Here is a 20,347-nt window from a genome sequence, read left to right as displayed (position 1 = left end):
GCCCGCGGCTAAACTCCTCGCGATGTCCGCGTCGTACCTGCTCACCCTCGCCTTCGCCGCCGCCCTGCTCCTGGGCCTGGCCACCAAGTACTGGCTGGCCGCGCGCCAGGTGCGGCATGTGGCGGGCCACCGCGCCGCCGTGCCGGCGCCCTTCGCCGCCACCGTGCCCCTGGCCTCGCACCAGAAGGCCGCCGATTACACCCTGGCCAAGGCCCGCGTCGACCTGCTCGAGATGGCGGTGGGCGCCGCCCTCCTCCTCGGGTGGACGCTGCTGGGAGGCCTGGACCTCCTGAACCAGGCCCTGCTCGCCGCCCTCGGCCCCGGCATGGGCCAGCAGCTGGCCCTGCTGGCCGCCTTCGCCGTCGTCAGCGGCCTGCTGGACCTGCCCTTCGCCTGGTACCGCACCTTCGTCGTGGAGGAGCGCTTCGGCTTCAACAAGATGACCCTGGGCCTGTGGCTGGCCGACCTGGCCAAGGGCGCGCTGGTGGGCGCGGTGATCGGCCTGCCGATCGCCGCCCTGATCCTCTGGCTCATGGGCGCGGCCGGCCCGGCCTGGTGGCTATGGGCCTGGTGCACCTGGATGGGGTTCAACCTGCTGCTGCTGGTGGTCTACCCCACCTTCATCGCGCCGATCTTCAACAAGTTCAAGCCGCTGGAGGACGAGGCCCTGGCCGCCCGTGTCACCGCGCTGATGAAGCGCTGCGGCTTTTCCGCCAAGGGCCTGTTCGTCATGGACGGCAGCCGCCGCAGCGCCCATGCCAACGCCTACTTCACCGGCTTCGGCGCGGCCAAGCGCGTGGTGTTCTACGACACCCTGCTGGCGCGCCTGTCGCCCGGCGAGGTGGACGCGGTGCTGGCCCACGAGCTGGGGCATTTCAAGCACCGGCACATCATCAAGCGCATCGTCGCCCTGTTCGCGATGAGCCTGGCGGGCTTCGCGCTGCTCGGGTGGCTGTCCAGCCAGGTGTGGTTCTACACCGGGCTGGGGGTGCGCCCCAGCCTCACCGGCGCGAACGACGCGCTGGCGCTGCTGCTTTTCCTGCTGGCGGTGCCGGTGTTCTCGTTCTTCATCTCGCCGCTGCTGGCGATGATGTCGCGCCGCCACGAGTTCGAGGCCGACGCCTACGCCGTCGCCCACACCAACGGCCATGACCTGGCTGCGGCCCTGCTGAAGCTGTACGAGGACAACGCCTCGACGCTCACGCCGGACCCGGTCTTCGTCGGGTTCTACTACTCCCACCCGCCCGCCGCGCAGCGGCTGGCCCGGCTGGGGCTGAGGCTGGAGGAGGCCGCATGACGACATCGATGCTGCGCAAGAAGGACTGGTCGAAGGTGAAGCGCCGCGCGTTCACGCCCACCGAGCTGGTCACCCGCCTGATCACCGCGCCGGGCTGGAAGCTCGCCGGCGACGGCGACCAGGTGGCGATCGAGAAGACCTTCACCTTCGCCAACTACCACGAGACCCTGGCCTTCGTGAACGCGGTCGCCTTCATCGCCCACACGCAGGACCACCACCCCGACCTGTCCGTCCACTACAGCCGCTGCGTCGTGCGGTTCAACACGCACGACGTGGGCGGCATCTCCGAGTCCGATTTCGATTGCGCGGCGATGGTCGACGCGCTGGTCGCATGAAGGCCGGCATGCAGGCCCCGATGAAGGCGGTCCCCCTTGCCTGAGCGCGCCACCCTGGACCGCGGCCTGGTGGTCGCCAGCCACGGCCGCCACGTGCTGGTGGAGACGCCCGAGGGCGAGCGCCTGATCTGCCACCCCCGCGGCAAGAAGAACCAGGCCGTGGTCGGCGACCGCGTGCTCTGGCAAGGCAGCCACGACGAGGGCACGATCGAGAAGATCGAGGAGCGGCGCAACCTGTTCTACCGGCAGGACGAGATCCGCACCAAGTCCTTCGCGGCCAACCTCGACCAGGTGCTGGTGCTGATCGCCGCCGAGCCCGAGTTCTCCGAGGCGCAGCTCACGCGCGCCCTGATCGCCGCCGAGGCCGCCGGCATCACGCCCCTGATCGCCCTGAACAAGAGCGACCTGGTCGAGCCCTTCGAGCGGGCCTGGGGCCGGCTGCTGCCGTACCAGCGCATGCACTACGGGGTGATGCCGCTGTCGCTGCGGCTGTCCGGCGAGGTGGACCGCGAGCACCTGATGCGCCACCTGCAAGGCAAGACCACCCTGGTGCTGGGCCCCTCCGGATCGGGCAAGAGCACGCTGATCAACCTGCTGGTGCCCGGCGCGCTCGCCGAGACCGGCGAGATCTCGAAGGCGCTGAACTCGGGCAAGCACACCACGACCAGCACCACCTGGTACTGGGTCGACCAAGGCCGCACGACCGCGCTGATCGACTCGCCCGGCTTCCAGGAATTCGGCCTGCACCACATCGAGCCGACGCAGCTCGCCGGCCTGATGCCCGACCTGCGCCGGCACCTGGGCGAGTGCCGCTTCTACAACTGCACCCACCTGCACGAGCCGGGCTGCGGGGTGATGGCGCATGTCGGCGCCGAGGGCGAAGGGGCCATCAGCCCCAACCGGCACCGCCTCTACGGCGAGCTGTTCTCGGAGCTGTCGCAGCCCCGCTGGTGAGGCCTGCGGCGCCGGCCGTTCACCCGATCAGGCGGGCGAACGTGAGCAGCGCCAGCAGCACCATCCACAGCACCACCGAGCGCCACACCAGGCCCACGATGCTGCGCAGGTGGCCGGGCTCGGCCTCGCGGCCCGGGGTGCTCTCGCTGTCCGCGGGCAGCACGTCGGCGGCCATGTAGCCCGGCGCGCTGGGCGAGGCGAAGGCGGAGCGCAGGGCCTCGCCGCCCAGGCGCACGTTGACCGCGCCCGAGGTGGCAGCCAGGATCACGCCGTCGTTGTCGTTGGGGAAGCGCTGCGCGTGGTTGCGCCAGCAGTCGATGGCCTCCTCGAAGCTGCCGACCACCGCGAAGGCCATGGCGGTCATGCGCGCCGGCAGCCAGTCGATCGCGTGCCAGGCGCGCACCGAGGCCTCCTGCAGCCAGGGGCTCACCGGCTGGCTGCGGCGCGGGCTGGGCCAGTAGCGGCCGGCGAATTCGGCCATGCGATAGAGGATGGCGCCCGCGGGCCCGAAGCCGATGGCCGCAAGCACCGAGAACCAGGCCAGCACGCCGAAGACATGGCGGTGGGCGGCCAGCACGGAGTATTCGATGACATGCCGCAGCAGCTCGCTGCGGGGCAGGTCCGCCACCTCGACCTGCTGCCACTGCGCCAGCAGCTCGCGGGCCTGGGCCTCGTCGCCGGCGTCCAGCGCATCGCGGATGGCGGTGAAGTGGTGGCTGAACTGGCGGAAGCCCAGGGTGTAGTAGCCCACCACCACGCTCCACACCAGGGCCAGCGGCCAGCCGAGGAACGCCAGCAGCAGCCAGTGCACGCCCGCCGCCGCGAGGGTGGGGAGCAGCACCGCCATCGACCAGCAGACCCAGCCATGGTGCGGCTTGCCGGCGTCGAAGTTGCGGCTCACCCAGCGCGCCCACTGCCGCAGCCCCCCGTGCACCGGGTTGTGGCGGGCCAGGGGCCGCACCTGCTCGATGAGCAACGCGAACAGGATGGCGAAGAAACTCATCCCGGCATGATAGCCCGGGGGGCCGGGCCGCCGCCCCGGGAGAACCTCAGGCCGCGGCCGGCCGGAGCCGGCCCGCGCGTGGCAGGCCCTGCGGGGCCAGGAGGCCGCCTCGGGCCGCCTCGGGCCGCCTCAGGCCGCGAGGAAGCGGTACAGGTTGCGCAGCATGCCGGCCGTGGCGCCCCAGATGAAGCGCTCGGTCGGCCCGTCCTGCCAAGGCATGGAGAAGAACTCGCGCGGCCGGCCCATGACGTCGACCGTGTGGCGCCGGTGGTGGGCCGGGTCCATCAGGAAGGCCAGCGGCACCTCGAAGGCGTCGGCCACCTCGTCGGCATTCAGGGCGAGCTGGTGGGCGGGGTCGACCAGGGCCACCACCGGGGTGACGATGTAGCGCGTGCCGGTGGTGTAGGTGGGCAGCTCGCCGATCACCTCCACATGCACCCGCGCCAGCCCGATCTCCTCCTCGGCCTCGCGCAGCGCGGTGTCGGCGGCGTCGCGGTCGGTCTCGTCGCGCTTGCCCCCGGGCAGGGCGATCTGGCCCGAATGGGTGGACAGGTGGGCGGTGCGCAGCGTGAGCAACAGGGTGGGCTGCTCGCGCATCACCAGCGGCACCAGCACCGAGGCGTGGGCCGTCTTGCGGTCGTGGAAGCGCGGCTCCTCGCGCACCTCGGGCACCCAGGCCGGCGGCGCGGCGAATCGCGCACGCAGGGCCTGGGGCGCCAGGGCGTCCAGGGGCACGGCCGGCAGGTGCGAATCGATGCCCGACACCGGCACGGCGTGGGGATTGAAATTCGGCAGCTTGGACAGCGGGATGAATTCCGGCTGCGGTGGGGGCTGGGACGTCACGTGGGGATCCGGTTCAGGGTTGGACGAGGAGGCGCCACGGGCACAGGCAACAAAAAACCGCCGAGGGCGCGAGCCCGGCGGCGGTTTGATGTGAAGGCTGCAAGGCCTTACTGGGCGGCGGGAGCGGCCGCCTTGAAGGACAGCTTTTCCTTGATACGGGCCGACTTGCCGCTGCGGTCACGCAGGTAGTACAGCTTGGCGCGGCGCACGTCGCCGCGGCGCTTGACTTCGATGCTGGCGATCAGCGGGCTGTAGGTCTGGAAGGTACGCTCGACGCCTTCGCCGCTGGAGATCTTGCGGACGGTGAAGCCGCTGTTCAGGCCGCGATTGCGCTTGGCGATCACGACGCCTTCGTAGGCCTGCACGCGCTTGCGGTTGCCTTCAACCACGTTCACGTTGACGATCACCGTGTCGCCGGGGGCGAACTCGGGGATGTTCTTGCCAAGGCGAGCGATTTCTTCTTGCTCGAGAGTCTGGATCAGGTTCATGTTTACCTCTGGGATCTTGCCCGCGCTGCACTAGGGGCCCCGGTGGTTTCTACCTGTGGGGCGGCCGGACAGAGGATCGGAAAGCCCACCATTATAGCCCGGCCGGCAATTTCCTCAAAAAGGCCTCGTCGGCCTTGCTCAGGCGGCCAGCCTGGCGGGCCGCCTCGACCAGCTCCGGGCGCAGGCGGGCGGTGGCCTCGAGCCGGCGCTCGCGGCGCCAGCGCTCGATGTTGGCATGGTGGCCCGAGAGCAGGGCCTCGGGCACGCGCTGGCCGTTCCATTCCTCGGGGCGGGTGTAGTGGGGGCAGTCCAGCAGGCCGTCGAGCGCGGGATTGAAGCTGTCCTCCTGGTGGCTGCCGGCGTCATTGAGCACGCCGGGTTGCAGCCGGGCCACCGCGTCGAGCAGGGCCATGGCGGCCAGCTCGCCGCCCGACAGGACGAAGTCGCCCAGGCTCATCTGGGCGGTGACATGGCGGTCGATGAAGCGCTGGTCGATGCCCTCGTAGCGCCCGCACAGGAGGATGGCGCCCGGGCCCGCCGCCTCGGCCTCGACCAGGGCATGGTCGATGCGCCGGCCGATGGGGGAAAACAGCACCACCGGGCAGCCGTCCTCGCCGCGGTCGGCGCGGATGGCGGCCAGGCACTTCTCGAGCGGCTCGGCCATCATGACCATGCCGGGGCCGCCGCCGAAGGGGCGGTCGTCCACCCGGCGGTAGTTGCCCTCGGCGTGGTCGCGCGGGTTCCACAGGCGCACGTCGACCTGCCGCGACTCGTAGGCACGGCGGGTCACGCCGCTCTCGAGGAAGGGCGCGAAGAGTTCGGGGAACAGGGTGATGACGTCGAAGCGCATGGCCTCCTCACCCGGTCAGTAGTCGGCCTGCCAGTCGACGGTGATGCGCTTGCCCGGCAGGTCGACGCCGTCGACGTAGGCGGCCACGAAGGGGATCATGCGCTCACGCGCCTTGCCCTCTTCCTCGTAGCCCACCACCAGCACGGTCTGGGGGCCGGTGGACAGCAGGTCGGTCACCTGGCCCAGGGCCGCGCCCTCGCGGTTGACGACAGCCAGGCCGATCAGGTCGACCCAGTAGTACTCGTCGTCCCCGGCGGTGGGGAAGCTGGAACGGGGGATGAAGATGCGTGCGCCCTTGAGGGCCTCGGCGGCGTTGCGGTCGTCGATGTCCTGCGCGCAGGCGACGACGCTGTCCGAGTGGTCCTTGGCCTCGCGCACCTTCAGGAGCACGGTGCCGGAGAAGGTCTTGGCGCCCTTCTCGGCGGGCTGGAGGAACCAGCGCTTGGAAGAAAAAAGCGCTTCCGGGGAAGCGCTATGGGGCAGGACCTTGAACCAGCCCTTGATGCCCCAGGCATCCAGGATGCGCCCGACTTCGACGGCGTCCGCGGGCAGTTCCGCGGGATCCAGCGGCAGGTTCATCCTGGTGCGGCGGCCTTAGGCTGCGGGAGCGGCCTTGGCGGCTTGCTTGATCAGGCGGTCCACGGTGGGGGACGCCTGGGCGCCGACGCCCTGCCAGTAGGTCAGGCGGTCCTGGGCGATGCGCAGGCCTTCCTCGCCGCCCTTGGCGGTGGGGTTGTAGAAGCCGATGCGCTCGATGAAGCGGCCGTCACGGCGCACGCGCTTGTCAGCGACGACGATGTTGTAGAACGGACGATGCTTGGAGCCGCCGCGGGAGAGTCGGATCACGACCATGATTTATCCTTCGGGTGGAGGGTGCCTGCGACTTTTTGCTTGCGGGCAACCCCTGGAGTTTTCTTTCGGCGTTTGAGACACGCGACTGGCCACCCGGCCAGCGACACGCTGAAAAGCCGGCCATTATAGCCCCCCGAGCCCGATGCCCCTGATCCGCCCCGCCGGCGAGGCAGACCTGCCTGCCCTCACCGCCATCTACGCCCACCACGTGCTGCACGGAACCGGCACCTTCGAGACCACGCCGCCCACCGAGGCCGAGATGGCCGCGCGCCGGGCCGACGTGCTGGCCAAGGGCCTGCCCTACCTGGTGGCCGAGGACGAGGGCCGAGTGCTGGGCTTCGCCTACTGCAACTGGTTCAAGCCCCGCCCGGCCTACCGCTACTCGGCGGAGGACTCGATCTACCTGCACCCCGAGGCCACCGGCCGCGGCCTGGGCCGACTGCTGCTCGCCGCCCTGGCCGACGAGGCCGAGCGGGCCGGCCTGCGCAAGCTGATCGCGGTCATCGGCGACTCGGGCAACGCCGGCTCGATCGGCGTGCACACCGCCCTGGGCTTCACCCGGGTCGGCGTGATCGCTTCCTGCGGCTGGAAGTTCGGCCGCTGGCTGGACATCGTGCTGATGGAAAAGACCCTGGGCGACGGCGACCGCAGCGCCCCCGACACGACGGAGTCCCCTGCCACATGAAAAACAAGACCCTCGCCACCTGGCTCACCTTCTTCGGCGGCCCGCTGGGCCTGCACCGCTTCTACCTGCACGGGCTGGGCGACCTGGTCGGCTGGCTGCTGCCCATTCCCACCGCGCTGGGCGTCTACGGCATCCAGCGCGTCGGCCAGTTCGGGCTCGACGACAAGACCAGCTGGGTCCTGATCCCGCTGCTGGGGTTCACCTTCGCGGGCTGCGCCCTCAATGCCATCGTCTACGGCCTGATGCCGCCGGCCAAGTGGAACGCCCGTTTCAACCCCGGCGCCGACCCCGAGGCCCCGGCCGGCGCGACCAACTGGCTCACGGTGTTCGGCCTGGCAGCCTCGCTCATGATCGGCACCGGCGTGCTGATGGCGAGCATCGCCTTCAGCTTCCAGCACTACTTCGAGTACCAGATCGAAGAGGGCCGCAAGATCTCGCAGTGAACACGCCCGGCCTGCCCCGCCTCGACACCTACACCCTGCGGCTGTTCATCGCGGTCGCCCGGGAGGGCTCGATCGCGCGCGCGGCGCAACGCGAGCACCTCGCCGCCTCGGCCCTGAGCCGCCGCCTCGCCGACCTGGAGCGCGCGCTGAAGGTGCCGCTGCTGGTGCGCTCGGCGCGCGGGGTCGGGCTGACCGAGGCGGGCCAGTACCTGTTCGACCGCGGCCACCGCATCGAGCAGGAGCTGGCCTCGCTGGTGCAGGACATGTGGGCCGTCAGCGGCGCGGTGACGGGCAGCGTTCGGCTGTTCGCAAACCCCTCGGCGGTGGTCGGTTTCCTGCCCGAGCGCCTGAGGGCCTTCTGCGACCGCTACCCCGAGGTGGCGGTGGAACTGGGCGAGCACCGCAGCCGCGAGGTGCTGCGCGCCTGCCTGGACGACCGCGCCGACGTGGGCGTGGCCGTGGCCCAGGACGCCGTCGCCGGCCTGGACTCCTGGCACTTCGCCGACGACCCGCTGATCGTGCTGATGCCCGCCGGGCACGCGCTGGCGAAGGCCGCGAGGCTGAAGTTCCGCGACGTGCTGGGCCACGGGCTGGTCACCATCCAGTCCGGCGGCTCGCTGGACCAGCTGCTGCGGGAGCAGGCCCAGTCCGCCCGCGCCGCGCTGCAGCCCCGGGTCAGCGTCGAGAGCTTCGACGCGGCCTGCCGCATGGTCGAGGCCGGGCTGGGCGTCGCGATCGTCCCCACCAGCGCGGCGGCGGCCTTCGCTGGCAGCGCCCGCTTCGAGCGGCGCCCGCTGGACGAGGCCTGGGCGCCGCGCGAGCTGCGCCTGTACGCCCTGCGCAAGCAGCCGCGGTCGCGGGCGGTCGAGGCGCTGATCGAGCTGCTGCAGCCGGGCGCCTGAGGCACCCCGGCCATCGCGCCGCGCGATGGCCCCGCCGCCCAGACAGCATGACCCTGCGCGCAGGTCGCGGCCTAGAGTCGCGGCCATGGACACCCTCCACCTCCCGGGCCGCCTCCTGTTCCTCACACGCGCGGCCGACGACCTGGCGCGCCAGCTGCGCGGCGAGACCGTGCGCCCGGCCCGCCTCGACGACCTGGCCGATGACGTCTCGACTGACGAGATCACCCCGGTCCCCATCCTCACCCACTACGACGACAGGCTGGGCGACTACGCACACACCGGCTTCAGTGCCGGGGGCCGGCGCCCCTTCGCACCGCGCGCCCTGCGCGAGGGCGGCTTCAGCGTGCTGGTGGCCGGCAACCGCTACGGCAAGGGCTCATCGCGCGAGCACAGCCCCGCCGCCGAGAAGCTGGCCGGCATCCGCCTGGTGGTGGCGCGCAGCTTCGAGCGCATCTACCGGCAGAACGCCGACAACATCGGCCTGTTCACCTCCACCGACCTGGGGCTGGTGGAGCGCCTCGGGCGCGGCGAGGCGATCACCGTCGACGAGCTGCTCGAGGGCCGCGACGCCCTGGCCGCGGCCATCCTGCGCGCCGGCGGCCTGCTGAAGTTCGGCCGGCGCTTCCTGCAGGGCGTGGCGCCCTCCCCGGCCGCGAGCGACGAGCGCCCCCGCACCCTGTTCGAGAAGATCCTCGCACGCCACGCGATGCGCACCGAGGTCACCGGCGCCGGCCTGCGTCCCGGCGAGGGCGGCTTCGTGCGCGCCGACCTGCGCTTCATCCACGAGTACTACACCGGCATGTGCGCGCACATGCTGCACGCCGCGTTCGGCCGGCCGCTGGCGCTGGTGGACCCGGCCTCGGTCGTGGTGTTCGAGGACCACACCTCCTACGTGGCGGACAGCCCCGCGCACGTGAAGGGCGGCCTGGTCCCCAACGTCGCCGCGATGTGCCGCGCCCAGCGTGAGTTCGCCCAGGACTACGGCCTGCGCCTGCACCGCACGCTCACCGAGGACGAGGCTGCGCGCGACGACGGCCGCCACGTCGCCGGAATCTCGCACGCGATGGTGGCCGAGCACTACGCACTGCCCGGGCAGGTGGTGGTGGGCACCGACTCGCACACCCCGCACAGCGGCGCCCTGGGCTGCGTGGCTTTCGGCGTGGGCACCACCGACATGGCCAACGCCTTCGTCACCGGCGCGGTGCGGGTGACGGTGCCGCGCAGCCTGCGCATCGAGCTGGAGGGCGCGCTGGCCCCGGGCGTGAGCACCAAGGACGTGGTGCTATACCTGCTGGCCCTGCCCGCGATCCGCGCCGGCGAAGGCGTGGGCAAGGTCTTCGAATTCGCCGGCCAGGTGGTGCGCTCGCTCGCCACCGACGAACGCGCCACCCTGACCAACATGACCGCCGAACTCGGCGGCTTCACCGGCATCGTCGAGCCCGACGCCGAGACGCTGCGCTTCCTGCGCGAGCGCCGCGGCCTCGACTTCCGTCTCGAGCCCTGGATGCGCTCCGACCCGGGCGCCGATTACGCCGGCGTGATCCGCGTGGACTGCAGCGCCCTCACGCCCCGGGTGGCCCGACCCGGTGACCCGGGCAACGGCGTCGCCCTGGCCGACCTGCCTGCCGCCGAGCGCCCGTGCCTGGACATTGCCTACGGCGGCTCCTGCACCGCCGGCAAACGCGAGGACTTCGACCAGTACCACGCTGTGCTGGCCTGGGCTGCCGCGCGCGGCCTGCGCGTGCCCGAGGGCCTGCGGCTGTACCTGCAGTTCGGGACCACCGCGGTGCGCGACTACTGCACGGAGCGCGGCTACCTGCGGGCCTTCGCGCAGGTGGGCGCGCAGATCCTGCAGCCCTCGTGCGGCGCCTGCGCCAACTGCGGCCCCGGCTCGTCGACCGAGGCCTCGCAGGTGACCGTGAGCGCCATCAACCGCAACTTCCCCGGCCGATCGGGACCGGGCCAGGTCTGGCTGGCCAGCCCCGCCACCGTGGCCGCGAGCGCGATCGCCGGCCGGCTCGTGTCCTTCGCGGAGCTGCAGGCGCAGCACGCCTGACCCGCTGCCGCCGGAGGCACCCCCGAGACACGACAACCAGGAGACACACCATGCTTCGCCCCGCCCTTCCCCACCGCCGCCACCTGCTGGCCGCCGCCCTCCTCGCCCTGGCCGCGCCGCTGGCGCTGGCCCAGCCCCAGGCCGACCGGCCGCTGCGTCTGGTCGTGCCGCTGACCACCGGATCCACCGTGGACGCCATCGCACGCACCATCAGTGCGCCCCTGGCCAAGGCCACCGGGCACCCGGTGGTGGTGGAGAACCTTCCTGGCGCCGGCGGCATGACCGGCACCCTGCAGGTGGTCAAGGCGGCCCGGGACGGCATGACGCTGGCCCTGGTCTCCTCGAACCACGTGATCAATCCGGCGATCTACAAGACCGTGCTGTTCGACCACATGAACGACATCACCCCGATCGCGGTGGTCGGCGCGGTGCCGCTGGTGCTGGTGGTCCACCCCTCGGTGCCGGCGAAGAACACCGCGGAACTCGTCGCCCTGATGAAAGCCCAGCCCGGCAAGCTCAATTACGGCTCCGCCGGCAACGGCAGCACCCTGCACCTGGCCGCGGAGATGCTCGCCAGCGAGACCGGCACCGACATCCGCCACATTCCCTACAAGGGCACCGGGCCGCTGACCACCGACCTGGTAGGCGGCCAGGTGCAGATGGCCTTCGTCTCGGTGACGGCGGCGGCGCCGCAGGTGCGCGCGGGCAAACTGCGGGCGATCGCAGTGTCGACGAAGCAGCGCTCGGCGGTGCTGCCCGAGGTGCCCACGCTGGCCGAGACCGGGTTGCCGGGCTACGCCTTCGAGCCCTGGATCGCCATGGTCGGCCCGGCCGGCCTGCCGGCCCGCGTGGTGCAGGACACCTATGCCAACCTGCGCAAGGCGATGGCCGAGCCCGTGGTGCAGGAGGCCATGGCGGCCCAGGGCATCTCGCTGGTCGACATCGCCCCGGCCCAGGCCCCCGCGTTCTTCCGCAGCGAACTGGACAAGCACGCGAAGCTGGTCAAGCGCTCGGGCGCGACGCTGGACTGAGCGAACCCCCCGGCGCATGAAAAAAGGCCACCTCGCGGTGGCCTTCTTGCTGGAGCGGGCCGTCAGGCGCGCCCGGGTCAGTACATCTGCAGGCTGACCCAGTAGGCGATGGCCGCCACGAAGGCGCTGGCCGGGATCGTCAGGATCCAGGCCCAGACGATGTTGCCCGCCACGCCCCAGCGCACGGCGCTGGCGCGCTGCGTGGAGCCCACGCCGACGATGGCGCCGGTGATGGTGTGGGTGGTGGACACCGGGATGCCCAGGGCCGTCGCCAGGAACAGCGTCAGCGCGCCCCCGGTCTCGGCGCAGAAGCCGCCCACGGGCTTGAGCTTGGTGATCTTCTGGCCCATGGTCTTGACGATGCGCCAGCCGCCGAACATGGTGCCGGCGGCGATGGCCACGTAGCAGCTCACGATCACCCAGCTCGGGGGCGACTTGTCGGAAGCGGCGGTGTAGCCGGTGGCGATCAGCAGCATCCAGATGATGCCGATGGTCTTCTGCGCGTCGTTGCCGCCGTGGCCCAGGCTGTAGGCGCCGGCCGAGAGCAGCTGCAGGCGGCGGAACCAGCCGTCCACCTTGCGCGGCGTGGCGCGGCGGAACAGGCGCGAGACGATCACCATCATCAGCGAGCCCAGGATGAAGCCCAGGGTCGGCGAGACGAAGATGAACAGCACCGTCTTGCCGATGCCCGCGGCCAGCAGCGCGCTGGTGCCGCCCTTGGCGATCACCGCGCCCACGATGCCGCCGATCAGGGCGTGCGACGAGCTGGAGGGGATGCCGTAGTACCAGGTGATCACGTTCCAGGTGATGGCGCCCACCAGGGCGCCGAACACCACGTGCGTGTCCACCACCCCGGGCTGGACGATGCCCTTGCCCACGGTGGCCGCCACGCTCAGGTGGAAGATGAAGATGGCGACAAAGTTGAAGAAGGCGGCGAACAGCACGGCCTGGGTGGGCCGCAGCACGCCGGTCGACACCACGGTGGCGATCGAGTTCGCCGCGTCGTGGAAGCCGTTCATGAAGTCGAACGCCAGGGCCAGCGCCACCAGCAGGATCACCACCCAGAGCGCGGCCTGGACGGTCGTTGCGGTATCCATCGTCGCGAGCTCCGGCGGATCAGGACTGCTCGAGGACGATGCCCTCGATCACGTTGGCGACGTCCTCGCACTTGTCGGTGACGGTTTCCAGCAGCTCGTAGACGGCCTTGAGCTTGAGGACCTCGCGCACGTCCGGCTCCTCGCGGAACAGCTTGCTCATGGCGCTGCGCATGACGCGGTCGGCGTCGGACTCGAGGCGGTCGATCTCCTCGCAGGTCTTGAGGGCGGCCTCGGCGGTGGCCGGGTCGGCCAGCTTGCCGATCAGGGCCACGGCGTCCTTCAGTCGCTCGCAGCACTTGACGCACAGGTCGGTCAGGCGGGTGATCTCCTCGTTCACCGTGCGCAGGTCGTACAGCGCCATGGTCTCGGCGCAGTCCTGCAGCAGGTCGGCCACGTCGTCCATCGTGTTGATCAACTGGTGGATCTGGTCGCGGTCGATCGGCGTGATGAAGGTGCGGTGGATCAGCCGGTTCACCTCCTGGGTGACGCGGTCGGCGGCGCGCTCGGCGTTGTCGACGTCGCGGTTGTACTGCTCGCGCAGGTGCGGGTCGCTATAGTTGGCCACCAGCTGCGAGAAGGCGCGTGCGGCCTCCACGATGCGCTCCGCGTGCTGGTTGAACATTTCAAAAAAATTGCCTTCGCGCGGCAGCAGCTTGCCAAACAGCATGCGTTCTCTCTTTCCCGGGCAGGCGTACGCCGGCCCTGTGACGGTTTCATGACGGACGGCAGTGTACCGTCCGCGGGCCCTGGCGGCCGCGCGCCCGTTGTGTTACATGCCGACCCCGCCCTGCTGGCCCTGGACAAGCCGTCCGGCCTGCTGTGCGTGCCCGGGCGCGGCCCCGGCAAGCAGGACTGCCTGGCCGCCCGGGTGCAGGCCGGCTGGCCCGACGCCCTGGTGGTGCACCGCCTGGACATGGCCACCTCCGGCCTGTGGCTCATGGCGCGGGGCCCGGCGATGCAGCGGGCGCTGTCCATGGCCTTCGAGGCGCGCCGGGTGGACAAGCGTTATGTCGCGGTGGTGTCCGGCCGGCTGGCGCCGCCGGACACGGCGGATGGCTGGGGCCTGGTCGACCTGCCCCTGGCCGCCGACTGGCCCAATCGCCCGCTGCAGAAGGTGGACCCGGTCCACGGCCGCCCCAGCCGCACCCGCTGGCGCGTGCTGGGCCACGAGGGCGACACCACCCGGGTCGAGCTCGAGCCGCTGACGGGGCGCTCCCACCAGCTGCGGGTCCACCTGCTGGCGCTGGGCCACCCGATCCTGGGCGACACGCTGTATGCCCCGCCCGCGGTCCGCGACCGGGCGCCGCGGCTGCTGCTGCACGCCTGCGCGCTGCGCCTGGCGCACCCGGCCACGGGCGAACCCCTGGCGCTCGACTGCCCGCCGCCGTTCTGAGCGGCGGCAGCCCGCGCGGGCTACGATCCCCCCATGACCGCAGCCCACCTCACGATCCTCACCGGCGCCTCGCGCGGCATGGGCCTGGCGATGGCCGACCAGCTCCTGCGCGAAGGCCACGAACTGCTGGGCCTCTCGCGCCATGCCAGCGCGGAGCTCACCGCCCGGGCCGGCGACCTGGGCCGCCGCTGCGAGCAATGGCCGGTGGACCTGGCCGACCCGGCGCCGGTGGCGGCACGCCTGGCCGCCTGGCTCGCCGCCCGGGGCCCCGACGGCCTGGCGAGCGTGACCCTGATCAACAACGCCGGCGTGATCCCCGCGATCGCGCCGCTGGGGGGCATTCCCGCCAGCGACGCCGCCCGGGCCCTGCGGGTGGGGCTGGAAGCGCCGATGCTGCTGGCTGGCGCCTTCCTCGAGGCCACCTCCGGCTGGCCCTGCGTGCGCAAGCTCCTGAACATCTCCTCCGGCCTGGGCCGGCGCGCGATGGCCTCACAGGCGCCGTATTGCGCCGCCAAGGCGGGCCTCGACCACTTCACCCGCTGCGTGGCGCTGGAGGAGGCGCTGCGGCCCAATGGCGCGCGCGTGTGCTCCCTCGCGCCGGGCGTGATCGACACCGACATGCAGCGGCAGCTGCGCGGCGCCGACCCGGGGCGGTTCCCCGACCAGGGCAACTTCGCCGAGCTCAAGGCGCAGGGGATGCTGATGTCGCCGCAGGACGCGGCGCAGCGGGTGCTGGCCTACCTGGCGCGGCCGGACTTCGGCGCGAACCCGGTCGGCGACGTCCGGGACAAGTAGGCGGCGCGGGCCGGCCGCCGCAGGCCGCGAGGCCCGCCGCGGACCGGCCAGGACCTCAGGGGTCCTGGAAGCTGCCGCGGCGCAGCGTCACCACCAGCGTGTCACGGTAGCCGCCGGCGCCGGCCGGCTGGATCGGCGTGGTCTCGTGGATCACGCGCTCGTCGTCCAGCAGCATCAGGCTCCAGGGCTCGGTCAGCGTGAAGCGCATGCCCGCCGGGCCGTCGGCCTGGAAGACGCGGGTCTCGCCGCCCTTGACGCCCTCGCGGGCCACCAGGAACACGGCCACCAGGTCCACGCCGTCACGGTGGGCGCCCTCGGGCGTGGGCCGGCCGATGCCGCCGGCGGTGTCGATGCGGAACTGGTGGGCCTCGCTGTACCAGGGCTGCGCCCCGCGCAGGCCGCTGCACAGGCGGCCCAGGGCGGCCATCAGGCGCTGCCACGCCGGCGCGCCGGTGACCTCCGGCAGCATCGGCTCGAACCAGCGTTCCATGCCGCCATGCAGCGCGTTGTACGAGACCGGCTGCCAGTGCGCGCGGTGCGGCACGGGGACGACGCGCTCGCCGTCGATGACGAAGCTGGCGTGGCGGCGGCGGCGGTAGCGGCCGCCGTCACGCAGGTAGTTGTCCGGCGGCAGGCCGTTCCAGCCGGGGGCCCAGGCCTGCAGGTCCGCCAGCGTGCAGCCGGCGAGCTCGCAGACGGCCTGCGCGGACAGCACCGCGAAGCCCTGCTCGCGCAGCTGCGCGTCGAGCTGCGCGGGCGCGGTCAGCGGCGGCGCCAGCATCAGGCCTCCACCTTCACGCCCTTCCAGAAGGCGACGCGGCCGCGCACCTCCTCGGCCTCGGGCTTGGGGTCGGCGTAGTACCACGCGGCCTCGGGATTGAGCTCGCCGTCGACCAGCAGGGAGTAGTAGCTGGCCTGGCCCTTCCAGGCGCAGGTGGTGCGGTGGTTGCTGAAGGTGACGTAGCGGCGGTCCAGCGATGCTTCGGGGAAGTAGTGGTTGCCCTCGACCATCACGATGTCGTCGCTCTCGGCGATGACCTTGCCGTTCCAGGTTGCTTTCATCCGGCTATTGTCGCTCCTCGCCAGCCGCCCCCCGCCGGGCGGGCGCCGCCAGCCAGTGCAGGCTGAACAGGCGCTGCGGGTCGACCCACACCGCGCCGGGCACGAAGCCGGCCCGCGCCGCCAGCGCCCGCAGCCCCTCGACGGTGAACTTGTGCGAGTTCTCGGTGTGCAGGCTCTCGCCCTCGCCGATCAGGTGCGCCTGCCCGCCCAGGTCCAGCCGCTGGCGGCAGCGGCTCACCAGGTGCATCTCCACCCGCTGCAGCGGCGCGTTGTAGAAGGCGCAGTGGGCGAAGCGGGCCAGGTCGAAGCCGGCGTCCAGCTCGCGGTTGGCGCGGGCCAGCAGGTTCAGGTTGAAGGCGGCGGTGACGCCGTCGCGGTCGTTGTAGGCGGCATGCAGCACCGCGGGCTCCTTGACCAGGTCCACCCCGAGCAGCAGCCCGCCGCCGCGCAGCAGGCCGCAGGCCCGTCGCAGGAAGCGCAGCGCCGCGGCCGGCGCGAAGTTGCCCAGCGTGGAGCCCGGGAAGAAGCCGACCCGCCGGTGCGCGCCCGCCAGGGGCGGCGGCAGCAGCAGGCGCTCGCTGCAGTCGGCCACCAGCGGCGCCAGGGGCAGGCCCGGGTAGTCGCGCCGCAGCCGCGCGCAGGCTGCGTGCAGGGCCTCGGCGCAGATGTCCACCGGGCGGAAGCCGGCCGGGGCCTCCAGCGCGTCGAGCAGCAGGCGCACCTTCTCGCAGGCGCCGGCGCCGAACTCGACGACCTCGGCGCCCGGCCCCGCCAGCCGGGCCATCTCGCCGGCATGGCGCCGCAGCAGCCCCAGCTCCACCCGCGTGGGGTAGTACTCCGGCAACTCGCAGATGCGGTCGAACAGGCGCGAGCCCTCGGCGTCGTAGAAGTACTTGGGCGAGATGGCGCGCGGGCGGGCGGCGAAGGCCCGGCGCAGGTCCCGGCCGAAGCCCTGCTCCCAGCCCGCGGCGGGAGCGTGGCCCGGGGCAGGTTCCGGCGCCTGCATGGGGGCGGGCGGGGCTGCGGCCCAGGGTGCCGGGCGCGCGGCCGCGGCCGTCATGCCGCGTCCCGCGCCAGCCGCAGGCCGGTGAACTGCCAGCGCGCCGCCGGCGGGAAGAAGTTGCGGTAGGTCGGGCGCGCGTGCCCCAGCGGCGTGGCCAGGCTGCCGCCGCGCAGCACCTGCTGGCCCACCATGAACTTGCCGTTGTACTCGCCGGCCGGGCCGGCCAGCGGCCGGAAGCCGGGATAGGGCTCGTAGGCCGAGCGGGTCCACTGCCAGGCCTGATCGTCCCGCTGCGCGAAGCCGGGCAGGCCGCAGGCCGCCTCCCACTCGGCCTCGGTGGGCAGGCGGGCGGCGGCCCATTCGGCATAGGCCGCCGCCTCGTGGAAGCTCACGTGCCGCACCGGCGCCTCGGCATCCAGCGGGTGGACGCCGTCGAGGCTGAACACCTGCCAGGCCTCGGCCGGCGCGCGCGGGTCGCCCGGCGGGATCCAGTAGGCCGGGGCGCTCCAGCCCTCGGACCGGGCCAGCGCCCAGCCATCGGACAGCCACAGCTCGGGGCGGCGGTAGCCGTCATCGGCCATGAACGCCAGCCACTCGCCGCAGGTCACCAGCCGGCTGGCGATGGCGAAGGGCCGCAGCAGCACGCCATGCGAGGGCCCCTCGTTGTCGAAGGCGAAGCCGGTCCCGGCGTGGCCGATGGCCACCTCCCCGCCGGGGTGCGACAGCCACTCCAGGGCCGGCGCCGCGCCGGGCGCGGGCGTGCGCTCGCGGTAGGCGGGCAGCAGCGGGTTGCAGGCGAAGGCGTGCAGGACGTCGGTGAGCATCAGCTCCTGGTGCTGCTGCTCGTGCTGCAGGCCCAGCTCGATCAGCGCGGAGACCTCGCCGGCCTCGGGCAGGTAGTCCAGCATCACGTGGTCCACGTGCGAACGCCATTCGAGCACCCGCTCCAGCGCGGGCCGCGTGAGCAGACCGCGCTGCGGCCGCGGGTGGCGCGGCCCGAGCGACTCGTAGTAGGAGTTGAACAGGAAGGCGAAGCGATCGTCGAACACCCTGTAGCCCGGGCAGTGCGGCTGCAGCACCATCGCCTCGAAGAACCAGGTGGTGTGGGCCAGGTGCCACTTCACCGGGCTGGCGTCGGGCATGGACTGGATGCACTGGTCCTCGGCCGACAGCGGCGCCGCCAGGGCCAGGCTGTGGGACCTCACCGTACGCCAGCGTCCAGGTTGCATCCCCTTGTTGTAGGGCGGCCGGCGGTCGCCGCTTGTAGGACAAGTCCGTCAGCACGCGGGTCAGCGCGCCTCCTCGAGCACGGACTGCCGCAGCCAGCCCCGCACCTGGGCGAGGTGGCGCTGCTCGGTGTCCAGGGCCACGGTGAAGGCCTGGGCCATGTCGGGGTGGCCGCCCTCCTGCGCCAGTTCGACCAGCAGCTCCCAGCCGGCGCCGTCGCCCAGCTCGACCAGCAGCAGCGCGTTCAGCGCCTGGGCCACCGTGGTGCGCGGGTCGCAGACCACCTGCAGCAGGCCGGAGCCGGCCACACCGGCGGTGTCGGCGCAGGGCGTCATCGCCGTCGGGTCCGCGCCGAGGCTCACCAGGCAGCGGGAGGCCAGGTGGAAGTGGGATTCCTCGTCGTCGCGCATGCGCGCGAGGGCCTCGACCTCCACCAGGGCGCCGCCGCGCGCGGCGCGCACCTTGACCTCCATCGCCTCGTACAGCCGCACGCCGGTGCGCTCGTAGGCCAGGCGCTCGCCCAGCTTGTCGACCAGCACCGCGCCGTGGTGGCCCTGGAGGGTGTCGGCGGCGGCGGTGGCCAGCCCGCGCAGGCGCATCGGCACCGGCACCGAGCCGATGCGGTCGGCCTCCATCGCGTAGTCGCGGCGCAGGCCGGCCAGGGCCTGCGCGCCGGCCGCGGCGGCCGGCTCCTGCGTGGCGGCGTCGCGGGCGAAGCGGACCATCTCGTCCTTGCTCCCGGGCGCCATGTCCAGGCCCGTGCGGTTCAGGCCGGTCTCGACGGTGTTCTCCATGATCCGCTCCTTCAGACGACGGCGGCCTGGCCGGCGCCGGCCAGGTCGCGATTGAGCTCGGTGCCGGGCGCCCACTGGTAGCCGGCCGAGACCCGCTGCGAGGGCGAGCCCTGCGCATTCAGGTGGTTGCGCCAGCGGATGGACGCCACCGCCTCCTGGTCCTCGTCGACGAAGCGCACGCCGTCCTTGCGAAGCGGCACCTCCGCGGCCAGGACCTGGCGCACGAACTCGCGCTGGCTGCGATAGGCGATGCCGGGCGGCAGTCGCCCGTCGCCCAGCACCTCGGCCGGGTCGCGGCGCTCGACGTCCTTGAACAGCGCGATGGCCGCCTGGAGGTGGCCCAGCTCGTAGTCCAGGAACCGCTCCCACAGCGCGCGCAGGGCGCTGTCGCTCTCCTGCTGTGCGCACGCCTGGTAGTTCCAGACCTCGGCCGCCTCGTGCAGCAGCAGCTTCTGCAGGGGCGTCTCGTCCGGGTCGAGCATGCTGCCGTAGTGGGTGATGTGCTGCGCCTCGACCGAGGCGATCTCGGCATAGAGCAGCCGCGCCACCGGGTCGGTGAACTGCGGCCCCGCGACCATGTAGTAGTCGTGCGTCTGGTACTCGCCGCCGACCAGGGTGATGGCGTGCAGGCGGGTGGCCAGGGGCGCGTCGCTGCCATAGGGCGCCATCAGGTCGTTCTCGGGCGAGCGGTGGTGGACCATCGTCGGCCGGCCGGGGACGATGTCGGTGTAGCCCTGGAGGATGTTGTTGGCGTCCCGCCCCTCGAGGCGATCGAGCAGCGCGGCGTAGCGATACAGGTGGTCGAAGTCCTCCAGCAGCCCGAAGCGGTAGCCCTGCGCCATGCGCGGGTCCGGCTCGAGCTGAGCCACCGAGGCCGTGACCTCGATGGCTACCTGCTCGTAGGCGATGGTGGTCTCCAGCGGCGAGTGGTCGGCCGAGAGCATCCAGTTGATCGCGGTGGCCTGCAGGTGCTCCACCCGCATGAGGCGGGCGATGTCCTCGCGGCCCTCGCGCAGCATCCGCAGCAGCACCTGCTGCAGGCGCAGCGCGTCGAGCTCGACGCCGTTCATGAGGATCACGCGCACCCGGGAGAAGGCGTCGTCGTCCAGCTTGGACAGGGGCTTGCGCACCAGTTCCTTCCAGGTGAAGCGCTGGTCGTCCAGCGCGGTTCCCCGGTCTTGCAAGAGGTTGATGGTCATGGCGCTCCTTGGCGGTAAAGGTCGAAACCTTCCCGCCG

The 20,347-nt window shown here is 72.1% G+C and carries 24 protein-coding genes; 10 read left to right on the top strand and 14 right to left on the bottom strand.

Translation table 11 applies throughout. From position 1 onward, the window contains the following. The first annotated feature begins 22 nt into the window (after window positions 1-22). Genes ACFQZY_RS05835 through rsgA form a run of 3 tightly spaced genes read left to right on the top strand, consistent with a single transcriptional unit; the run spans window position 23 to window position 2,586 of the window. A complete protein-coding gene (locus ACFQZY_RS05835; RefSeq protein WP_377413786.1) occupies window positions 23-1,297 on the top strand; it encodes a M48 family metallopeptidase in 1,275 nt (424 codons plus the stop codon). Continuing rightward, complete coding sequence (locus ACFQZY_RS05830; RefSeq protein WP_377413784.1) at window positions 1,294-1,632, top strand: 4a-hydroxytetrahydrobiopterin dehydratase; 339 nt, start codon at window positions 1,294-1,296, stop codon at window positions 1,630-1,632. The genes ACFQZY_RS05835 and ACFQZY_RS05830 overlap by 4 nt, the downstream gene beginning before the upstream one ends. 36 nt (window positions 1,633-1,668) lie before the next feature. Beyond that, entirely contained in the window at window positions 1,669-2,586 is a 918-nt protein-coding gene (rsgA, locus tag ACFQZY_RS05825) for a ribosome small subunit-dependent GTPase A (RefSeq protein WP_377413782.1), read from the top strand. Window positions 2,587-2,605: 19 nt separating this feature from the next. Here the strand turns inward: rsgA and ACFQZY_RS05820 are convergent, their stop codons facing one another. The 6 genes from ACFQZY_RS05820 to rpsP form a co-directional block, all read right to left on the bottom strand. Next, entirely contained in the window at window positions 2,606-3,589 is a 984-nt protein-coding gene (locus tag ACFQZY_RS05820) for a CobD/CbiB family protein (RefSeq protein ID WP_377413779.1), read from the bottom strand. 129 nt (window positions 3,590-3,718) lie between these two features. Beyond that, on the bottom strand, window positions 3,719-4,432 hold the full coding sequence (locus ACFQZY_RS05815; RefSeq protein WP_377413776.1) for a CoA pyrophosphatase: 714 nt from the start codon (window positions 4,430-4,432) through the stop codon (window positions 3,719-3,721). A gap of 107 nt (window positions 4,433-4,539) precedes the next feature. Next, a complete protein-coding gene (rplS, locus tag ACFQZY_RS05810; protein WP_377413773.1) occupies window positions 4,540-4,920 on the bottom strand; it encodes a 50S ribosomal protein L19 in 381 nt (126 codons plus the stop codon). 91 nt (window positions 4,921-5,011) lie between these two features. Then, window positions 5,012-5,770, bottom strand: a complete 759-nt coding sequence (gene trmD / locus ACFQZY_RS05805) for a tRNA (guanosine(37)-N1)-methyltransferase TrmD (protein WP_377413770.1) — start codon at window positions 5,768-5,770, stop codon at window positions 5,012-5,014. A 15-nt stretch (window positions 5,771-5,785) separates the two neighbouring features. Beyond that, window positions 5,786-6,349 (bottom strand): ribosome maturation factor RimM, encoded by a 564-nt coding sequence (rimM, locus tag ACFQZY_RS05800; RefSeq protein WP_377413767.1) that lies wholly within the window; start codon window positions 6,347-6,349, stop codon window positions 5,786-5,788. 15 nt (window positions 6,350-6,364) lie between these two features. Continuing rightward, window positions 6,365-6,622: a 30S ribosomal protein S16 gene (gene rpsP, locus ACFQZY_RS05795; RefSeq protein ID WP_377413765.1), complete on the bottom strand. Its 258-nt coding sequence runs from the start codon at window positions 6,620-6,622 to the stop codon at window positions 6,365-6,367. Between the two features lie 142 nt (window positions 6,623-6,764). On the opposite strand from rpsP, the gene ACFQZY_RS05790 reads away from it, so the two are divergent. The 5 genes from ACFQZY_RS05790 (at window position 6,765) to ACFQZY_RS05770 (ending at window position 11,739) form a co-directional block, all read left to right on the top strand. Continuing rightward, window positions 6,765-7,307: a GNAT family N-acetyltransferase gene (locus ACFQZY_RS05790; protein ID WP_377413762.1), complete on the top strand. Its 543-nt coding sequence runs from the start codon at window positions 6,765-6,767 to the stop codon at window positions 7,305-7,307. Then, entirely contained in the window at window positions 7,304-7,750 is a 447-nt protein-coding gene (locus tag ACFQZY_RS05785; protein WP_377413759.1) for a hypothetical protein, read from the top strand. Before ACFQZY_RS05790 ends, ACFQZY_RS05785 begins: the two co-directional genes overlap by 4 nt. Continuing rightward, window positions 7,747-8,652, top strand: coding sequence for a LysR family transcriptional regulator (locus ACFQZY_RS05780; RefSeq protein WP_377413757.1), 906 nt, complete (start codon window positions 7,747-7,749; stop codon window positions 8,650-8,652). The genes ACFQZY_RS05785 and ACFQZY_RS05780 overlap by 4 nt, the downstream gene beginning before the upstream one ends. A gap of 85 nt (window positions 8,653-8,737) precedes the next feature. Beyond that, on the top strand, window positions 8,738-10,708 hold the full coding sequence (locus ACFQZY_RS05775) for an aconitase family protein (protein WP_377413755.1): 1,971 nt from the start codon (window positions 8,738-8,740) through the stop codon (window positions 10,706-10,708). Window positions 10,709-10,758: 50 nt separating this feature from the next. Continuing rightward, window positions 10,759-11,739, top strand: a complete 981-nt coding sequence (locus ACFQZY_RS05770) for a tripartite tricarboxylate transporter substrate binding protein (protein WP_377413753.1) — start codon at window positions 10,759-10,761, stop codon at window positions 11,737-11,739. Between the two features lie 77 nt (window positions 11,740-11,816). Here ACFQZY_RS05770 and ACFQZY_RS05765 read toward each other — a convergent pair whose 3' ends face one another. Continuing rightward, window positions 11,817-12,836 carry an anion permease gene (locus ACFQZY_RS05765; RefSeq protein WP_377413751.1) on the bottom strand — a complete coding sequence of 340 codons (1,020 nt, stop codon included), beginning with the start codon at window positions 12,834-12,836 and terminating at the stop codon, window positions 11,817-11,819. 19 nt (window positions 12,837-12,855) lie between these two features. Next, window positions 12,856-13,503, bottom strand: coding sequence for a DUF47 domain-containing protein (locus ACFQZY_RS05760; protein WP_377413748.1), 648 nt, complete (start codon window positions 13,501-13,503; stop codon window positions 12,856-12,858). Between the two features lie 48 nt (window positions 13,504-13,551). On the opposite strand from ACFQZY_RS05760, the gene ACFQZY_RS05755 reads away from it, so the two are divergent. Both ACFQZY_RS05755 and ACFQZY_RS05750 read left to right on the top strand, forming a co-directional pair. Continuing rightward, window positions 13,552-14,229 (top strand): RluA family pseudouridine synthase, encoded by a 678-nt coding sequence (locus ACFQZY_RS05755; protein WP_377413746.1) that lies wholly within the window; start codon window positions 13,552-13,554, stop codon window positions 14,227-14,229. A 33-nt stretch (window positions 14,230-14,262) separates the two neighbouring features. Next, window positions 14,263-15,024 carry an SDR family NAD(P)-dependent oxidoreductase gene (locus ACFQZY_RS05750; protein ID WP_377413744.1) on the top strand — a complete coding sequence of 254 codons (762 nt, stop codon included), beginning with the start codon at window positions 14,263-14,265 and terminating at the stop codon, window positions 15,022-15,024. Window positions 15,025-15,079: 55 nt separating this feature from the next. On the opposite strand, the gene ACFQZY_RS05745 is transcribed toward ACFQZY_RS05750, so the two are convergent. The 6 genes from ACFQZY_RS05745 to ACFQZY_RS05720 are packed head-to-tail and all read right to left on the bottom strand — an operon-like array spanning window position 15,080 to window position 20,309. Continuing rightward, window positions 15,080-15,805: a 2OG-Fe dioxygenase family protein gene (locus tag ACFQZY_RS05745; protein ID WP_377413742.1), complete on the bottom strand. Its 726-nt coding sequence runs from the start codon at window positions 15,803-15,805 to the stop codon at window positions 15,080-15,082. Beyond that, window positions 15,805-16,086 (bottom strand): DUF427 domain-containing protein, encoded by a 282-nt coding sequence (locus tag ACFQZY_RS05740; protein WP_377413739.1) that lies wholly within the window; start codon window positions 16,084-16,086, stop codon window positions 15,805-15,807. The genes ACFQZY_RS05745 and ACFQZY_RS05740 overlap by 1 nt, the downstream gene beginning before the upstream one ends. 4 nt (window positions 16,087-16,090) lie before the next feature. Continuing rightward, on the bottom strand, window positions 16,091-17,092 hold the full coding sequence (gene egtD, locus ACFQZY_RS05735) for an L-histidine N(alpha)-methyltransferase (RefSeq protein WP_377413736.1): 1,002 nt from the start codon (window positions 17,090-17,092) through the stop codon (window positions 16,091-16,093). A gap of 50 nt (window positions 17,093-17,142) precedes the next feature. Continuing rightward, window positions 17,143-18,318, bottom strand: a complete 1,176-nt coding sequence (gene egtB, locus ACFQZY_RS05730) for an ergothioneine biosynthesis protein EgtB (protein ID WP_377413732.1) — start codon at window positions 18,316-18,318, stop codon at window positions 17,143-17,145. Window positions 18,319-18,378: 60 nt separating this feature from the next. Continuing rightward, window positions 18,379-19,110: a ferritin Dps family protein gene (locus ACFQZY_RS05725; RefSeq protein WP_377413729.1), complete on the bottom strand. Its 732-nt coding sequence runs from the start codon at window positions 19,108-19,110 to the stop codon at window positions 18,379-18,381. 11 nt (window positions 19,111-19,121) lie between these two features. Next, window positions 19,122-20,309: a hypothetical protein gene (locus tag ACFQZY_RS05720; RefSeq protein WP_377413726.1), complete on the bottom strand. Its 1,188-nt coding sequence runs from the start codon at window positions 20,307-20,309 to the stop codon at window positions 19,122-19,124. Window positions 20,310-20,347: the final 38 nt, after the last annotated feature.

It is taken from the genome of Ramlibacter sp. GCM10027632 (assembly GCF_042675325.1).
Lineage (GTDB): Bacteria > Pseudomonadota > Gammaproteobacteria > Burkholderiales > Burkholderiaceae_C > Ramlibacter.
The sequence above is the reverse complement of the archived record's forward strand: the minus strand, read 5'-3'. Positions and strand labels throughout refer to the sequence as shown.

What these genes read in the sequence shown, in the direction of transcription:
- ACFQZY_RS05835 (WP_377413786.1), top strand. Translation starts at nt 23, where the DNA reads ATGTCCGCGTCGTACCTGCTCACCCTCGCCTTCGCCGCCGCCCTGCTC.
- ACFQZY_RS05830 (WP_377413784.1), top strand. Translation starts at nt 1,294, where the DNA reads ATGACGACATCGATGCTGCGCAAGAAGGACTGGTCGAAGGTGAAGCGC.
- ACFQZY_RS05820 (WP_377413779.1), bottom strand. Translation starts at nt 3,589, where the DNA reads ATGAGTTTCTTCGCCATCCTGTTCGCGTTGCTCATCGAGCAGGTGCGG.
- rplS (WP_377413773.1), bottom strand. Translation starts at nt 4,920, where the DNA reads ATGAACCTGATCCAGACTCTCGAGCAAGAAGAAATCGCTCGCCTTGGC.
- trmD (WP_377413770.1), bottom strand. Translation starts at nt 5,770, where the DNA reads ATGCGCTTCGACGTCATCACCCTGTTCCCCGAACTCTTCGCGCCCTTC.
- rimM (WP_377413767.1), bottom strand. Translation starts at nt 6,349, where the DNA reads ATGAACCTGCCGCTGGATCCCGCGGAACTGCCCGCGGACGCCGTCGAA.
- rpsP (WP_377413765.1), bottom strand. Translation starts at nt 6,622, where the DNA reads ATGGTCGTGATCCGACTCTCCCGCGGCGGCTCCAAGCATCGTCCGTTC.
- ACFQZY_RS05790 (WP_377413762.1), top strand. Translation starts at nt 6,765, where the DNA reads ATGCCCCTGATCCGCCCCGCCGGCGAGGCAGACCTGCCTGCCCTCACC.
- ACFQZY_RS05785 (WP_377413759.1), top strand. Translation starts at nt 7,304, where the DNA reads ATGAAAAACAAGACCCTCGCCACCTGGCTCACCTTCTTCGGCGGCCCG.
- ACFQZY_RS05775 (WP_377413755.1), top strand. Translation starts at nt 8,738, where the DNA reads ATGGACACCCTCCACCTCCCGGGCCGCCTCCTGTTCCTCACACGCGCG.
- ACFQZY_RS05770 (WP_377413753.1), top strand. Translation starts at nt 10,759, where the DNA reads ATGCTTCGCCCCGCCCTTCCCCACCGCCGCCACCTGCTGGCCGCCGCC.
- ACFQZY_RS05765 (WP_377413751.1), bottom strand. Translation starts at nt 12,836, where the DNA reads ATGGATACCGCAACGACCGTCCAGGCCGCGCTCTGGGTGGTGATCCTG.
- ACFQZY_RS05760 (WP_377413748.1), bottom strand. Translation starts at nt 13,503, where the DNA reads ATGCTGTTTGGCAAGCTGCTGCCGCGCGAAGGCAATTTTTTTGAAATG.
- ACFQZY_RS05755 (WP_377413746.1), top strand. Translation starts at nt 13,552, where the DNA reads ATGACGGACGGCAGTGTACCGTCCGCGGGCCCTGGCGGCCGCGCGCCC.
- ACFQZY_RS05750 (WP_377413744.1), top strand. Translation starts at nt 14,263, where the DNA reads ATGACCGCAGCCCACCTCACGATCCTCACCGGCGCCTCGCGCGGCATG.
- ACFQZY_RS05745 (WP_377413742.1), bottom strand. Translation starts at nt 15,805, where the DNA reads ATGCTGGCGCCGCCGCTGACCGCGCCCGCGCAGCTCGACGCGCAGCTG.
- ACFQZY_RS05740 (WP_377413739.1), bottom strand. Translation starts at nt 16,086, where the DNA reads ATGAAAGCAACCTGGAACGGCAAGGTCATCGCCGAGAGCGACGACATC.
- egtD (WP_377413736.1), bottom strand. Translation starts at nt 17,092, where the DNA reads ATGCAGGCGCCGGAACCTGCCCCGGGCCACGCTCCCGCCGCGGGCTGG.
- egtB (WP_377413732.1), bottom strand. Translation starts at nt 18,318, where the DNA reads ATGCAACCTGGACGCTGGCGTACGGTGAGGTCCCACAGCCTGGCCCTG.
- ACFQZY_RS05725 (WP_377413729.1), bottom strand. Translation starts at nt 19,110, where the DNA reads ATGGAGAACACCGTCGAGACCGGCCTGAACCGCACGGGCCTGGACATG.
- ACFQZY_RS05720 (WP_377413726.1), bottom strand. Translation starts at nt 20,309, where the DNA reads ATGACCATCAACCTCTTGCAAGACCGGGGAACCGCGCTGGACGACCAG.